Here is a 14517-nt window from a genome sequence, read left to right on the forward strand (position 1 = left end):
ATAATCTAGTAACTGTGGTGATGGGAGCAATAAACCCATGCGGCCGGATGATTGAGATAATGCTCCTTTTTCCAAATCGGTAATCTCAGTTTAATTTGGTCAATAACATACTGAGTGCCTTGAAAAGCGGCTTGGCGATGGCTAGCCACTGTCCCCACCCACACCGCAGTTTCCCCTATTTTTAAATGGCCACTCCGATGGACGGCGATCGCCTGGTGAAGATCATATTTTTCCTTAGCTTCAGTAATAATTTTAAAGCCCTCGTTAATGGCTAACTCCTGATAAACCTGGTATTCCAAAGAGTTAACTTGTTTGCCGTCATTGTGATTTCTGACCCAACCGGCAAAAGTTACCAAGGCTCCAGCCTGATCACATTCTAAACCCGCAATTAAAGGTTGGGTATTGATCGATTGGTCACTAATGTCAAATAAAGCTAAAGCCATGGAAATCAACCCCCAGCAACGGGGGGAATAAAAACGATAGTGGACTGGTCTAAAATTATATTTTCCATGGTAGTAAATTCATCATTAACTGCAACTTTTACCTGGGTAGAAGACAAATTAAAGCCATGACGCTCCGACAATAAATCATAAAGTTCTCGGTAGGTATTTAGATCAGTTATTAAATTTTCCTCCGCAACTTTGGCCTGTTCCTGGAGAGAAGCAAAATACCTTAACTTAATTGATTTGGACATAATCTTCTGGGCTATTAACGTTGGCAATATCAAGTAAATTGTCAGGCTTGATCAATTGGTAATTCGCCATTTGTAAAATTTTAACTGGACAATGTAAGCCGACATTTTTTGCTTTATTAAATAATTTGAGGGCAAGGGGAGTGTAAATACCACACAACGCTTCGGGAAAACCTTGATCAGCATTTTCGTAGCAAGTTGCCACCAAATCTTGGCGGGTATGGGCAATTAACTTCTCCACCATTGTACTATTGATATAGGCCAAATCACAGGCAATAATTAGCCAATTAACCTGGGAATAACTCTGCAACGCCGTTAAAATTCCCGACATTGGACCCATACTATCTCCCCCATCCACTAAGGTAGGTAAATTTTCCAATGGAGTTCCATGCCACTGACCGGGGCGGGCGGAGAGGAAAACTTGTTCACAATATTTTGATAATAAATTATAGATATATTGCCCATGGGGTTGTCCTTGATAATTAATTAACGCCTTGTCTTTACCCATACGTTTACTTTTTCCGCCGGTCAACACCAAACCGTAGAGAGGAGTTTGCTTAACATCGGCTTTACCACCAGTTTTTTCTATTAATTGAGTATTTTTGATAATAATTTCTGAGCTGATGGATTTACACATATCATAAATTGTTAATGCCGCTACGGAGACTCCACAAAGGGCTTCCATTTCTACTCCAGTTTTGTAATTAGTATTAACAGCACATTGCAAAATTATCTCCAAATAATCTTGTCCTTGATCAATAATATTGACATCAAATTTACAGCCATGGATTGGTAAGGTGTGGCAAAAGGGAATCAGATCCGCTGTTTTTTTTGCTGCCATGGTGCCAGCAATAATGGCTGTTTGAATAACCGGCCCCTTCTTAAGAACAATTTCTTGCCCTGTTAGATAATCTTTGACAGCCTTGGGTAATTGAACTATACACTGGGCCACTGCCCGGCGATCGCCAGCTACTTTTTGACTAATATCCACCATACGAGGCTGTTGATTTTCGTCAAGATGGGTAAACATTTATCCTCCAATTTGATGCATGGCGTGGCTAACTTCAGGGGGGCGTAAATAGGGTTTCATTCCCAACAATTGCTGATAAGTGTGTTGACGTTCCGACGGTAGAAAATGACGAATATTAATTCCCTCATTTTTAAGCAAACAGGCCCGCAGAGTGCCATCTACCGACAATCGCCAACGGGAACAATGTCCGCAAAATGGCTGGGATTCGGAAGCAATAAAGCCGATTATCCCTCCACAGCTAGTGCTATAGCGAAAAGCCGTAGCATCTAAGGCCGATTGGACTGGTTTTAAACTATATTTTTGTTGAATTCTTGTCAATAATTCTTGGGCAGCAATAAATGTTTTTTCCTGTTGTTTACAGGCATATCCAATGCGCATAATTTCCAAAAATCTAATCTCCATCGCCCACTGCTTTGCATATTCAATCAAGTCAAAAATTTCTTGGTCATTAATCCCTCTCATTACCACCGTATTGAGTTTGATTCTGAATCCTTGATGATGGGCTAATTCGAGATTACGAAGAATTGTTTTAAGGTAATTGCCATGGGTAATTGCTCGGAAAGTTTTAGCATTTAAACTATCGAGACTAACGTTTAAATCCAGAATATTATTTTCCTTTAAGGTATCCAAATGCCGGTCTAAAATAATACCATTAGTGGTCAAACCAATTTTTTTAAGTTTTAATTGAGCAATGGCTCGGACAATTTCAGCGAAGTTACTTCTCAGCAAAGGTTCTCCCCCGGTTAGGCGGACTTCCTCCAAGCCAAATTCAATTAATTCTCCAACAATTTCCCCATATTCTTGACAAGATAAATAAGTCGATTGATTAAGAAATGTTGCGTCCACTGGCATACAATAATGGCAACGCAAATTACACTGATCCGTGAGGGAAACTCTCAATTTACGAATGCGGCGGCCATAACTATCAACTAAGGTCTGGGACATGGGCAATGCTAATTCTACCAGGCATAAAAAGGAAAACATTCTCCAGCCTGAAAATATGCTTGGTGCTGAGGTAGTTCCAAAAAGCCATCACTGTTAGCTAGGGCAATAAATTCCCCGGAGTTTTTGACGGGCAGCGGCTCAGCTGTAATCACCGCCTGGGGAGTATAACTTCGCTTAACAGGTAAAAAATAGGTCAAATCTTTTTTAAAAGTAAAATCCCTAGTTAACTGGGCGTAGATTGGAGGATTATCCAAAAAGTAGCGATGTAAACAAACAAGGCTAGAAATAGGATTTCCAGGCAGACCAATAATAACAGTTTTAGCCTGATGATCAACACCAAAATACATCGGCTTACCGGGCTTTTGGGCCACGCCATGGATATATTTAGTTACGCCTAGCTCAGACCAGACCTTTGGTAAATAGTCAAATTTACCTTTAGAAATGCCACCGGAATAAATTAGAATGTCATACTCCAGTTTAGCCCGTTGATAATGGCTAATAATTACCTCTTGATCATCAGCTAAGTGATTCAAGTTTAGATTCTGAAACCCTCGACTTTGTAGGGATACTTGGAGTCCATAAAGATTAGAACGACGTAGCTGATGAGCTTCTGGTTTTTGAGTAACTTCCACCAATTCATCCCCGGTGGAAATAATTTGGATGCGGGGCGTTTGCTTAACTTTGACTTTAGTTTTCCCAAAGGAAGTGATGATGTTCCAAGCAGGGCCGTTTAACTTTGAGGCAGATTCTAAAATAACTGTTCCTGATCGGCAATCACTAGCTTTTGAGTGAATAAATTCCCCTGGTTTTCTTGACCGAGGATCAATGATTTCTACCTGATAATCGGCGATCGCCACTTCTTCGTAGGGAATAACCAAATCACAATTCTGGGGTAGTAGGGCCCCCGTCATTACCTCTAAGCAACCGGTCTGGTCTGGCAAATCGCATTGGTGATCGCCCGCCGCCACCGTCCCTAAAAGCTTGAACTGACGACGGCCCTGGTTATACTCTGACCAAGCTAAAGCAATACCATCCATCATTACCCGATCGCCAGGGGGATAATCCCGGTCGGCCTCAATGGATTCCGCGAGAACAGCGCCATAGCTATCATCAACATCCATGACAGTGTCACCAAAATTCGGCCAATGGGCTTGGATAATTTCAACAGCGGCAGCAACGGAAATCATTTCGGGTGCCCCCCATTACCATTTCTTGTAGGGTAGGAACTTACCATTCATCGTCACCTTAACCCGATCGCCCTTGGGATCTAATTCTTTCTCAACATCTAGGGTAAAGTCAATGGCACTCATGATACCATCCCCAAACTTTTCATGGATCACCTCCTTCATGGGCATGCCATAGACCTGCATAATCTCATAAAAGCGATAAATGAGAGGATCCGTGGGCACAACTGGCCCCAGCCCCTTAACCGAAGGAGCAGTAAGTTCTGGCACAAGATCATCATTTAAACCCAGGCATTGAAGGAGTTTCTTGGCCTCATCAACGGAAGCACTGGCCTGTCGATAAATCACAGCAGCAATCCAGACCTCATCCCGTCCGAGCAATTGCTCTAAATTGGCGAAGGTAACTCCCTTGGCTTTTTTTGCTTCCAGAAGTTTTGTCGTGATAGCAGAAATTTCAGTGCTCGACATGGATTTCTCCTTATTCATTAAATAATTTCAGTAATTTCAATTTAACGAGATTAATTTTTAGACTACAGATTGACCCACCTATCCAAGGACCATTGCCGTCCAAGAAAATTTACCGCCATGGGGTTCTGACGGGAAAATCCCAAAGAGTACTACTACAGATAAATCTGGAGATGTTACCGATGGAAGAGTTGACCAGAACGAAAGCTCTAAAATCAACGCCGCACTGCGCCAAATTGTTCAATTAAAATCTGGGCCAGCAAAGGCTGAAGCTCATCACAGGGAATGCTCTTATGAACACAGATCCCCAAATGGGCATCTTTACCCACTTTCCCCCCTAGATAAACGTCCACCCCATCCACCGTTTTGCCATCTTTACGCACCTTTGTGCCCATCAAGCCAATGTCCGCCACCTGGGGTTGGCCACAGGAATTGGGACATCCAGTCCAATGGATTCGCACTGGACTCCGCACAGTAAGTTCCTTTTCTAACGCCTCTACCATGGCCAAAGCTCGATTTTTTGTTTCAATCAGAGCAAACTTGCAAAATTGTGCCCCCGTACAGGAAACTACCGACCGTTGTAGATTATGGGGATCAACCTTGAACTTGGTTAACAGGGGTTCTGCCAACAGAGCTTCCAACTTATCATCGGGGACATTGACCAAAATTAAATTTTGTTCCACGGTCAGTCGCACTTCCCCATTGCCATAGCTATCTGCCAAACGGGAGAGTTCAAAAAAGTCATTGGCATAGAGACGGCCCACCGGCACATGGAGACCCACATAATTCAAACCCGCCTGTTTCTGGGGATGAACTCCCAAATGATCCCGCTTATCCCAGTCCAACTCATCCTTGGGAGCCGCTGTCAACAAAGGAAAAGGTAACTTGGCGGCCACTTCCTCCCGAAATTTGGTCACCCCCCACTCATCAATTAGCCACATTAGGCGGGACTTTTGGCGGTTAGCCCGCAGGCCATGATCCCGATAGACTTCCAGAATAGAGCGGCACAAATCCACCACCTGCTGATCCGGTTGCACCCAAGCATCCAAGGGAATAGCCGCCTCACAACGACGGGAGGAGAAAAAGCCCCCCACCACTACGTTAAAACCTAAAATTCCTTCCCGATAGGCCGGCACAAAGGCCACGTCGTTAATTTCTGCGTGGACAGAATTGTCCCGACTCCCTTCAATGGCAATGTTAAACTTCCTGGGCAAGTTGGTAAATTCGGGATTACCCTGACCACTATTGGTGATCATGTCCTGTACCCGTTGCACCAGGTCTCTGGTATCAATCAATTCATCCTTTTCCAACCCTGCCACCGGGGAACCGGTAATGTTACGCACATTATCCATACCGGACTGGACGGAGGTCAGGCCACAGCTTTCTAGCTTGCTAAAAATATCGGGAATATCTTCGATTTTGATGCCCCGAATTTGCAAGTTTTGCCTGGTGGTGATGTCCCCATTGCCCCGATCGCCGTAGCGGTCAATAATGTCGCCGATAACCTGCAACTGCTGACTGGTGAGCAGGCCGTGGGGAATACGAAAACGGAGCATGAACTCCCCGGGGGTGACAGGGCGAAAAAAAATGCCTAACCACTTCAAGCGTAGATCCCGGTCCTCTTCGGGGATGTTTTCCCAACCAATCTGGGCAAAATGCTCCAACTCAGCCCGGACAGCCAAACCATCTTTGGTTGCCTTAACGGTCTCAAATTTATTAGCCACAACGCTTCAAGCCAGATAACAGTAGATATCACTATAGGGTTCCCATTTCGTTAAATTTTGTAACGTAAATTACACTCAGCCCACCTATATGCGGTTTGCGCATTTAGCTTATGCGTTAAATTTTATGGGAATATCGGGTCGATAATTGGGGATTGAGGTGGCTCCCTAGAAACTGGGCCAGAAATGAAGAGACGAAAGCTCTGTGGACAAATTGACATGGCTGGAGGGCTTGAATTTCAATACTTTGAGCTTAACCTTCAGTCTTTTTTCCCGCACTTCTTTCCTCTAGAACTCAGATTTGATTAACTTGACCAACCTCAAAATCTGGTGGTGGAAGGGCTAGTTACCTGTACATCCAACGCTGCCTTGGGATAGGCAATCCTTTGGTGGTGGAACTGTTGCCACACCCGCACAAACACGTCGGCAATAATAGGCAATTCTTCGTATTTCAAGCCGCTATCCTGCAGTTGGTTGTCCCGCCAGCGGGCCTTAAAAATACGGTTAACCATAGCCATAGCGGTTTCTGGATTAGCTTCCCTGAGGGAACGCAATGCCGCCTCACAACTGTCCGCCAGCATGACAATGCCCGTCTCCCTCGACTGGGGAATGGGCCCCGGATAGCGAAATTCTTCCTCATTGATTGGCAGTTCACCGGCCTTTTCCGCCGCTTCTTTGGCTTGAATATAAAAATAAGAAATCAACATTTGTCCCTGATGTTCCGGAATAAAGTCCCGCACCACCTGGGGTAAACCGTAGCGGCGGGCCATAACTAAGCCTTCGGAAACATGTTTTTTGATAATGTCCACACTGATGTAGGGATCATTGATTTCATCGTGTTTATTGGGACCCCCCATTTGATTTTCGATAAATCCCAGGGGGTCGTGCATTTTACCGATGTCATGGTACAAAGTTCCGGTTCTGACCAGCTCCACATTACAGCGCAATTCCCTCGCTGCCGATTCCGCCAAACAAGCCACAAATAGGGTGTGTTGGAAAGTACCGGGGGCCTCCTTGGCCAACCTTTGCAGTAGAGGGCAGTTGGGATTGCTCAATTCCACCAGCCTTGTGGGGGTCACTACGTCGAACAATCTTTCTAGGTAAGGGGAAACGCCGATCGCCATGGCGCTCCAGGCCAAACCAAGCAGGCCGTAGACAATAGCACTGGGCAGGGCCGTGTACCAAATAATGGTGACTGCTGAAGCGTTAATGATTAAATATGTGAATAAATAAACTATGCCCTGGGTGGCACCTACCCCCACCCCCAACAGGGCCAACTCATCCCGAGAACGAAGCTTGCTGGCAATCATCCCCGCTAGCAAAGCGGCCGCTCCGCTGCCCAGCAAATATTCCCAAACAATCGATTCCATCGCAAAGGCGGACAATCCCCCCACTAATACCACTTGGGTGATGGCTAAGGTAGGGCCGTAAAAGCTGCTAGCGAGTAAACTAATGGCCGGTAGGTTGTTGTAAATCGGATCCAGTAAAAATAAAACTGGTGTGCTAATGCTGAGCAGACAAAGAAGAATGTGATCCCGCCGTCGTAGGGGCCGATGGATGCGCCGACTCACCCCACAAAAAATGATTAAGGCTCCCCCCACTAACCCCGCTGTCAGCAATAGGCCTTGCCAATTGATCTGTCGTTGACTCAGACCGTAGCCATCCAGCAAAACAAATTGCTCCTGGCTAATGGCTTCCCCAGCCCGCACAATTACACTGTTTTTCTCGGCGGATACCTTGACAGTTTCCATGGCCAATACGGCTTTTTCTGCTAGGTTTTTGGTGGCTTCCTTGTCAACGGTGAGATTATATTTATCCCTGAGTAAATTATTTAAGCTGCCTTCCGCTACTTGGTGGGCTTGGGGGGGCAAAATGTTGCGCAAATGGAGTTGTACCGTTTCCCCCAACAGAGGGGCTGTGATACCCGCCGGAAGCCCTTGGGTAAGAATTCGGTCATGGACTTGGATAATAGTCTGTTGGGTAGTTTGCCAGGTGGGGGCGTCTAACTTCAACGCCCCTATTTGGTTATTTGTAATCTGGCGATCGGCTTTAACCTCCGCTAAACGGGCTGTCACCCGACTGTATCTATCTTGGGCTTCTCTGATGCTGGTGAGCAAACCGGCCATGGTCTCGGGGGAAGTGGTGGCTTTTTGTTGGTCAAATAACTGTTGCAGTTTGGCCAACTGGGGAGACGCCATGGGCAGAGGCTGGCCATTGTTAAGATAATTTTCTAACTGCTGCCATTCCCTTGGCCCCAGACTGCGGAGTAAATGTTGCTGCTCCAGGGTAAAAATATTGGTGTCTATGTAGGGAAAAGTGCCGGCCAGATAACGGAGCTGATTGATGGCATCTAGATATTGGCTTCTTTGCTGCTTCAGTTGGGCGGTTAGCTCATTGTCCCGTTGTAAGCGGGGGATAGTTCCAGCCCGCACTTCTTTCCGCTTTTCTTCTGTGGTTCTTTCGTCCACAAAACTGCCATCTTCCGGCGCGTAGATGGTGTAGGGAGATTCGGTACCAACACTGAGCTGGGGTTGGTTATAAAAACGGTAACCCACTACCCCTGTGAGGGAAACCACGGTAATCCCCAACATAACTGGTGGGTGGGCAATGCGGACAAACTTAGAGCGATGGATTTTTTGCCAAATGGTTTCGTCCTGGGACGGGGGCACCGTTGTCCTGGGGGAGGGGGGGCTGGGCGAAGTGGACTTTTTTAGTTGGGAAACCACTGCTTGGCGGAGGGCAAAGATTGCTTTCATAGCACCAATGGGTGGGCAACAGCTGGAAAATGTTGGGCTATCCAGTTAGTTGCCGTGGGTGGGGAGGATTTGTCCATATTCCTGTTGAGAGACTAATTTTAGACTAGATCGACGTTGCATTCCCAACGGGGGGCCACGGCCAAGGGAAGGTGTTCCTGGCCGGAACCAGCACGAAGCCGACCAGACCATCTTTGCCAAAGCCGTTGCCCCAAGGGCAAAAAGTTGGCGCGCACTGCGGAGCGATGGTCTTTTGTTAAGGCTTGTTGGCTAATCTCCATACCATTATAAGCTCCCACTAGGGCGAGGGTTAAGGGGGGTAAAATTCCGGGGTCAGGATTCAGGTCGGGGTCATTCGCTTGATTTTCGTTGGGAAGTGAGTCGGCGATCGCCTTGGGGTGGGGTTGGTTCATGCTCTGCAATTGGCGAATAATCAAGCGGGGTTGGGCAGGGTTTTTACCCCAGAGATAAATGGCGGTACCCACTACATCGATCCAGGGGTCTGGGCTTTGGCCGATGGTCTGGGGGGCATAATTTTGCAAACATTCGGCGATCGCCGTTAGCTGATTGAGGAAAATCGGGGAGAATGCTGGGGCCGGGCCAACGGGCCACCATCTCTCCGGTTGCCTCAGCAGGGCGGGCAACTGGGGGACAGTAAATCTCTCCGACAGGATGAGGGTCAATAGCCTTTGCCACAGCAATAGTGCTGGCTGGGACTGATCGCCACCGTTCCATTCAGGGCAATGATTCTGACAAAGATGGCACCAGTGGGATAAATCCTGCCTAAAGCCCAGGGGATTTTCGTGGTGGTACAGGGCCAAAACAATTAACCAATTCACCAACTGGGGCGGAGTCAAGGCCGGTTGGCGAGACAAGACCTTTTGCCAAAATGTTTGCGGTAAAGGGGTTTGGTAGGGGGCGGCCAAAACATGGCCCCAGGCTTCGTGCCATGGATACCCACTGGCTTGGTTTGATTGACACTGCCTTTGGTCTTTTCCTCCCAGGGCTAGGAGTAAACAAGCTTGGAAACGGGAAAGGTAAGAAAGGGCCATGGTGGAGCGGTAATCTAAGACAGTGTTAAGTGTGGGAAGTTTGTAGTTTGTCCATTGTTGATGATTTTGCCCATCCCCAAAGGGCCGCCATCTCTGCTCTGCGATCGCCATGGTTGAAAATGTTGCGACAGTACCGGGCGATCGCCGTTATTCGTACCGATTCCCTCAACCTAAGTGTGCAATTGGCCAAGGTGGCCATCGAAGCGGGTATGGGGTTAGTGGAAATTACCTGGAACAGTGACCGACCAGGGGACACCATTGCCCATCTGCGCCATCAATTTCCCCATTGTGCCATTGGTACGGGTACGGTGCTCCGTCAGGAAGATTTGCTCCAAGCCATTGCCAGTGGGGCCCAATTCTGTTTTACCCCCCACAGTGAGCCGGAGTTAATTACCAGCGCCGTTGCCCATGGCATACCGATTATTCCCGGTGCTTTTTCCCCCACAGAGATTGTCCAAGCCTGGCAGAGGGGCGCCACCGCCGTCAAAGTTTTCCCCATTAAAACCTTGGGGGGAGTGGACTACATTCAAGCTCTCCAGGGGCCCCTCGGCCAAATCCCCCTCATTCCCACTGGAGGGGTAACCTTGGAAAATGCTCAAGCTTTCCTGGCCTGCGGGGCGATCGCTGTGGGTCTATCCGGCCAGCTATTCCCTCCCCATTTAGTAAAAACCAAAGCCTGGACAGAAATTGGCGATCGGATCCGCACCTTGCTGGAGCAAATCCAGACCGCAAGGGTTTAATAGTACAAAAAGACGATTGACCCCATGGCAAAAAGCAGCCCAGTCGTCAAAGTCCGCAGGTTTACACCGAATTTTCCATTTGAAAAGTAGTAAATCATACAGAAAACAATCATGTAAAAATTGAATACTCTAATGGTTTGATGTCCGAAAAAGTCTAGTTTCTTCTATTCTTCGACCAAATCTATGGCAAAGCACTATCACAGAGCTGGCTTAATAATTTGGGAGAAATGAGTGGCGGAGGACTTTCGTAGAACAATGTAGATTAAAGTACAAAATGTCTAATTCGATATTGTCTAAACTAAATGTGGGTGAGAGGAGTCCTGTTAATCGGACACATTCCTCGCGTGCTGGGGCAGAAGAATCCTCTCTTTTTCGCTTTGTACGTCGTAAAATTAATTCCCCTTGGCTAGCCTGTATTCCCCTTACCGCTCTGATTGTGGTGCTGTGGAACGCTGCGGCGATCGCCCAAGATGTGCAGATACTCGACATCACGGTGGTTAACGAAAATGTTGCTACCCTCCAGGGTTACCTGAACACCATCTGGATTTTGATAGCCGCCATTTTGGTTATCTTCATGAATGCTGGTTTCGGTATGTTGGAAACCGGCCTTTGTCGCCAAAAAAATGCCGTTAACATTCTGACCAAAAACCTGATCGTTTTTGCCCTGGCTACCTTAGCCTACTGGGCGCTCGGGTTTTCTTTTATGTTTGGTAGCACCGAAAATTCCTTCATCGGTTTTGGAGGATTTTTCCTGAGCGGCGACCACTCCAACTACGGTTTAGACCCCTTTCCTGGGGGCCTGCCGGTGACAGTGTTTTTCCTTTTCCAGGTTGCGTTCTCCGCCACCGCTGCCACCATTGTTTCCGGTGCTGTTGCTGAACGGATCAAATTTAACGAGTTTCTGATTTTCAGCGTTCTGCTAGTGGGCGTCGCCTACCCCATCACCGGTCACTGGACCTGGGGCGGAGGCTGGCTAAGCTCTATTTCCATCATGGGGGCAGAAGGCTTTTCCGATTTTGCCGGTTCCACAGTGGTGCACTCCGTTGGAGGCTGGGCTGCTCTGGTGGGGGCTTGGATGTTGGGTCCGCGGCTGGGCAAATTTGTTGATGGCCGACCCGGTGCTATTCCTGGCCACAACATGGGTTTTGCCATGCTCGGTTGCCTGATTCTCTGGATTGGCTGGTTTGGGTTTAACCCTGGTTCTGAATTGGCCGCTAATGAAAATTGCGCCTACATTGCCGTAACCACTAACCTCGCCGCCTCGGCTGGGGGAGTCACCGCCACCTTCACCTCTTGGATTAAGGATGGTAAACCCGATTTAACCATGGTAATTAACGGTGTATTGGCCGGTCTGGTGGGCATCACTGCCGGTTGTGCTGGGGTTTCTTTCTGGGGCGCCGTTATTATCGGCGGCATTGCCGGTATTTTGGTTGTTTACTCCGTTGCCTTCTTCGACAAAATTAAAATTGATGACCCTGTAGGTGCCATTTCCGTTCACTTGGTCAACGGTATGTGGGGCACCCTCGCAGTGGGCTTTTTTGCCAAAGAAGGTGGATTGCTTTATGGCGGCGGCATTGGTCAACTGATTATCCAAATCATTGGTATTGCTGCCACCGGTGCTTTCACCGTCATCTTCAGCTTTGTAGTCTGGACGATCCTGAAGCAAACCATGGGTATCCGAGTCTCCGGCGAAGAAGAAATGATTGGTTTGGACATCGGCGAACACGGCATGGAGGCCTACACTGGCTTTGTTAAAGAAACCGACTCCTTTGGGGGCGCTGTTTCCAGTGCCGCTGTGTCTGAATAGTTGACTTTGGGTGGAAGGATAAATTTTATCCCTTCACCTACCGAAGACAAATTAATTTTCATCAAACTGGCAAAAAATAATAACTATCTCCAAGGGGGTCGGGTTTTTACCGCTCCCTTTTTACTATTTTTTGCGAGTAATGGATAATTAGTGAAAAAATCTCACCATCCAATTCTGCCAAGGCTACCAACAGACAGCACAACAAGGAATCTTCATAAAGGAATCTTCATAGTCAATTCAAGTGACAAAGAGTTACCGAATGCGCCTGGCGCAAACCCGAAGTTAAATCCCGTCTTTCAAGTGTAAATTCTTTGTCGATAACAGGTGAGAATTGCCATTAGCTGAGGGCTGGGTATCATCAAAAACCACAAATAGATCCCCGTTGCGCTTGGCTTCATACATGGCAGTATCGGCATAATCGATTAAACGCTCATAATCGAAGTGGTCGTAATTGCTGATTACAATACCGATACTAGTGCTAACAAGTAATTGAATCCCCTCCACCGTTAACGGACGGGAGAATAATCGGTGAATGCGGTCTGCACATTTTTTCGCATCGTCACCTGACTGGGTTGACTTCAACACAATTATAAATTCATCTCCACTCAGTCGAGCAACCTGGTCACCTTCTCGCACACACTCCAGGAGGACTTCTGCTACCCGTTGTAGCACTTTATCTCCAAACAAATGCCCGAATCGATCATTAATGCTCTTAAATTTATTCAAGTCCAGCATCAGCAGTGCAAACACCTGGTCGTCATAGTTCCCCCCCACATGGACATTCTGGTGTAGGTTTTCTAAAAAAAGAGCCAGGGAACGACGGTTAGGTAAACAAGTCAGGCTGTCATGGTGAGATTCATAATAAAGTTGGTCGTTAATGTTTGCGAGGGACGTTATGTCATTTAATAGCCAATAAAAACCATTGATTTCACCATTGTCATTTCTTTTTTGAGTGGCTTGAATATCCACACTGATGGAAATACTACTTAGGGATTGGAGTTGCATTGACCAACAATAGGGCACCTGCCATTCACTTTGATCTTTAACTATATTTTCCAGATGGTTTTCGAGTAACGAAATTTGTTGTTGCGGTGCATAGTAAATAAAAGGTTTTCCCATTAGGGATTCTCTATCGGTTTTAAGTAAACGACAGGCATTTTGGTTCGAATCTTGAATTTTTCCATTGCAATCAACAATTAAGTAATTTCCAGGTAACAATTCTAATAGATTGTGGTATGATTTTTCGAGAGTTGACTTTTGTCGATAAATTTTTTTATAAATTTTCCATAATCGTTGCTGATCCTGTTTCAGATCCGCTGGTGAATCAACAACGGTTAAGTTACGGGGGCAGTCCTGTTTAATATCAGCGAAAATACCGATGGCCTTTTCTGCCCTCAAATCTTCGAGATAACCAGGATAAGCTGTGCTAGCTTCTTTCTGATCAGTAAAAGGGCCAAAGTAATAGGTTACACAGGGAATAATTGTGTGCACCCTCACCCACCAATCCGTATCCAGACAGGGTGAATTTATTTGGGTATATTGGTCAATAATTTCCCCCGAATCTTCTTGATGTACACGATATCTTAAGTCATCAATCATGGCTGGCATTGCCCGAAGAATGCTTTCTTCAATGACTAATTTTTCTTCAATTAGGCCGGTGTAGTCATGGACAGAAGTAAATTCTAAATCTTCGTCTGTCCTAACTTTGTAACGGTTAGGAATTGTACTCAAAATCTTAGCTTTGAGTTGTTGGCGGAAAGAAGGCAGTGACAGGGCCATAACATAGGGGTGATCACGGGGAAAGTCTATCAGAAACTGAGCAATCTCCTGTTCCACCACCGCTAGAGTTTCGTTGACAAGATAGGAGGACATTGCATTGCACCTGTTGAACTGGCAATAGTTGTATAGTCGAATGACGGGAAGTTCTGGGAAAATCGACGATTATGGTCAGATCTACTTCTCCGAGATGCTTGAAGATTTGGCGTCGGCGCAAGGCTTCTAGGCAGTTAGGCAATTGCTGAAAATATTGAATCCAGAATTAATCCAGAATTCTTCACCCGGTAATGGTGTGCCTATGGGTTAGAAACCTCTGCTTTTTACTTATTATTCCCCACATCCAATCTAGAAAA

Annotated in this window: 12 protein-coding genes; 2 read left to right on the forward strand and 10 right to left on the reverse strand. The window is 46.6% G+C overall.

The window, feature by feature from the left end; translation table 11 throughout:
• Window positions 1-5: 5 nt before the first annotated feature.
• The 9 genes from IQE94_RS03150 to IQE94_RS03190 all read right to left on the reverse strand — a co-directional run bounded on the left by IQE94_RS03150 (window position 6) and on the right by IQE94_RS03190 (window position 9841).
• Window positions 6-443 carry a molybdenum cofactor biosynthesis protein MoaE gene (locus IQE94_RS03150; protein ID WP_212716088.1) on the reverse strand — a complete coding sequence of 146 codons (438 nt, stop codon included), beginning with the start codon at window positions 441-443 and terminating at the stop codon, window positions 6-8.
• A gap of 5 nt (window positions 444-448) precedes the next feature.
• A complete protein-coding gene (gene moaD, locus IQE94_RS03155) occupies window positions 449-694 on the reverse strand; it encodes a molybdopterin converting factor subunit 1 (RefSeq protein ID WP_212716090.1) in 246 nt (81 codons plus the stop codon).
• Window positions 678-1721, reverse strand: coding sequence for a cyclic pyranopterin monophosphate synthase MoaC (moaC, locus tag IQE94_RS03160; RefSeq protein ID WP_223342696.1), 1044 nt, complete (start codon window positions 1719-1721; stop codon window positions 678-680). The genes moaD and moaC overlap by 17 nt, the downstream gene beginning before the upstream one ends.
• Window positions 1722-2705: a GTP 3',8-cyclase MoaA gene (gene moaA, locus IQE94_RS03165; RefSeq protein ID WP_212716094.1), complete on the reverse strand. Its 984-nt coding sequence runs from the start codon at window positions 2703-2705 to the stop codon at window positions 1722-1724. It abuts the gene before it with no gap.
• Window positions 2681-3853, reverse strand: a complete 1173-nt coding sequence (locus IQE94_RS03170; protein ID WP_223342697.1) for a molybdopterin molybdotransferase MoeA — start codon at window positions 3851-3853, stop codon at window positions 2681-2683. The genes moaA and IQE94_RS03170 overlap by 25 nt, the downstream gene beginning before the upstream one ends.
• 15 nt (window positions 3854-3868) lie before the next feature.
• Window positions 3869-4318 carry a cyanase gene (cynS, locus tag IQE94_RS03175; RefSeq protein WP_212716098.1) on the reverse strand — a complete coding sequence of 150 codons (450 nt, stop codon included), beginning with the start codon at window positions 4316-4318 and terminating at the stop codon, window positions 3869-3871.
• A 212-nt stretch (window positions 4319-4530) separates the two neighbouring features.
• On the reverse strand, window positions 4531-6039 hold the full coding sequence (locus tag IQE94_RS03180; protein WP_223342698.1) for a ferredoxin--nitrite reductase: 1509 nt from the start codon (window positions 6037-6039) through the stop codon (window positions 4531-4533).
• A gap of 317 nt (window positions 6040-6356) precedes the next feature.
• Window positions 6357-8792 carry an HD family phosphohydrolase gene (locus tag IQE94_RS03185; protein ID WP_223342699.1) on the reverse strand — a complete coding sequence of 812 codons (2436 nt, stop codon included), beginning with the start codon at window positions 8790-8792 and terminating at the stop codon, window positions 6357-6359.
• 98 nt (window positions 8793-8890) lie between these two features.
• Window positions 8891-9841 (reverse strand): hypothetical protein, encoded by a 951-nt coding sequence (locus IQE94_RS03190; protein ID WP_223342700.1) that lies wholly within the window; start codon window positions 9839-9841, stop codon window positions 8891-8893.
• Between the two features lie 89 nt (window positions 9842-9930).
• Between IQE94_RS03190 and IQE94_RS03195 the strand changes: the two genes are divergently transcribed.
• Window positions 9931-10581 carry a bifunctional 4-hydroxy-2-oxoglutarate aldolase/2-dehydro-3-deoxy-phosphogluconate aldolase gene (locus IQE94_RS03195; RefSeq protein ID WP_370630534.1) on the forward strand — a complete coding sequence of 217 codons (651 nt, stop codon included), beginning with the start codon at window positions 9931-9933 and terminating at the stop codon, window positions 10579-10581.
• Window positions 10582-10855: 274 nt separating this feature from the next.
• Window positions 10856-12388, forward strand: coding sequence for an ammonium transporter (locus tag IQE94_RS03200; RefSeq protein ID WP_212716106.1), 1533 nt, complete (start codon window positions 10856-10858; stop codon window positions 12386-12388).
• A gap of 282 nt (window positions 12389-12670) precedes the next feature.
• On the opposite strand, the gene IQE94_RS03205 is transcribed toward IQE94_RS03200, so the two are convergent.
• The gene (locus IQE94_RS03205; RefSeq protein ID WP_223342701.1) at window positions 12671-14260 is read right to left on the reverse strand and encodes a diguanylate cyclase domain-containing protein; all 1590 of its coding nucleotides are present in this window, start codon (window positions 14258-14260) and stop codon (window positions 12671-12673) included.
• Window positions 14261-14517: the final 257 nt, after the last annotated feature.

Source organism: Synechocystis sp. PCC 7339, from assembly GCF_019924095.1.
Classification (GTDB): domain Bacteria; phylum Cyanobacteriota; class Cyanobacteriia; order Cyanobacteriales; family Microcystaceae; genus Synechocystis.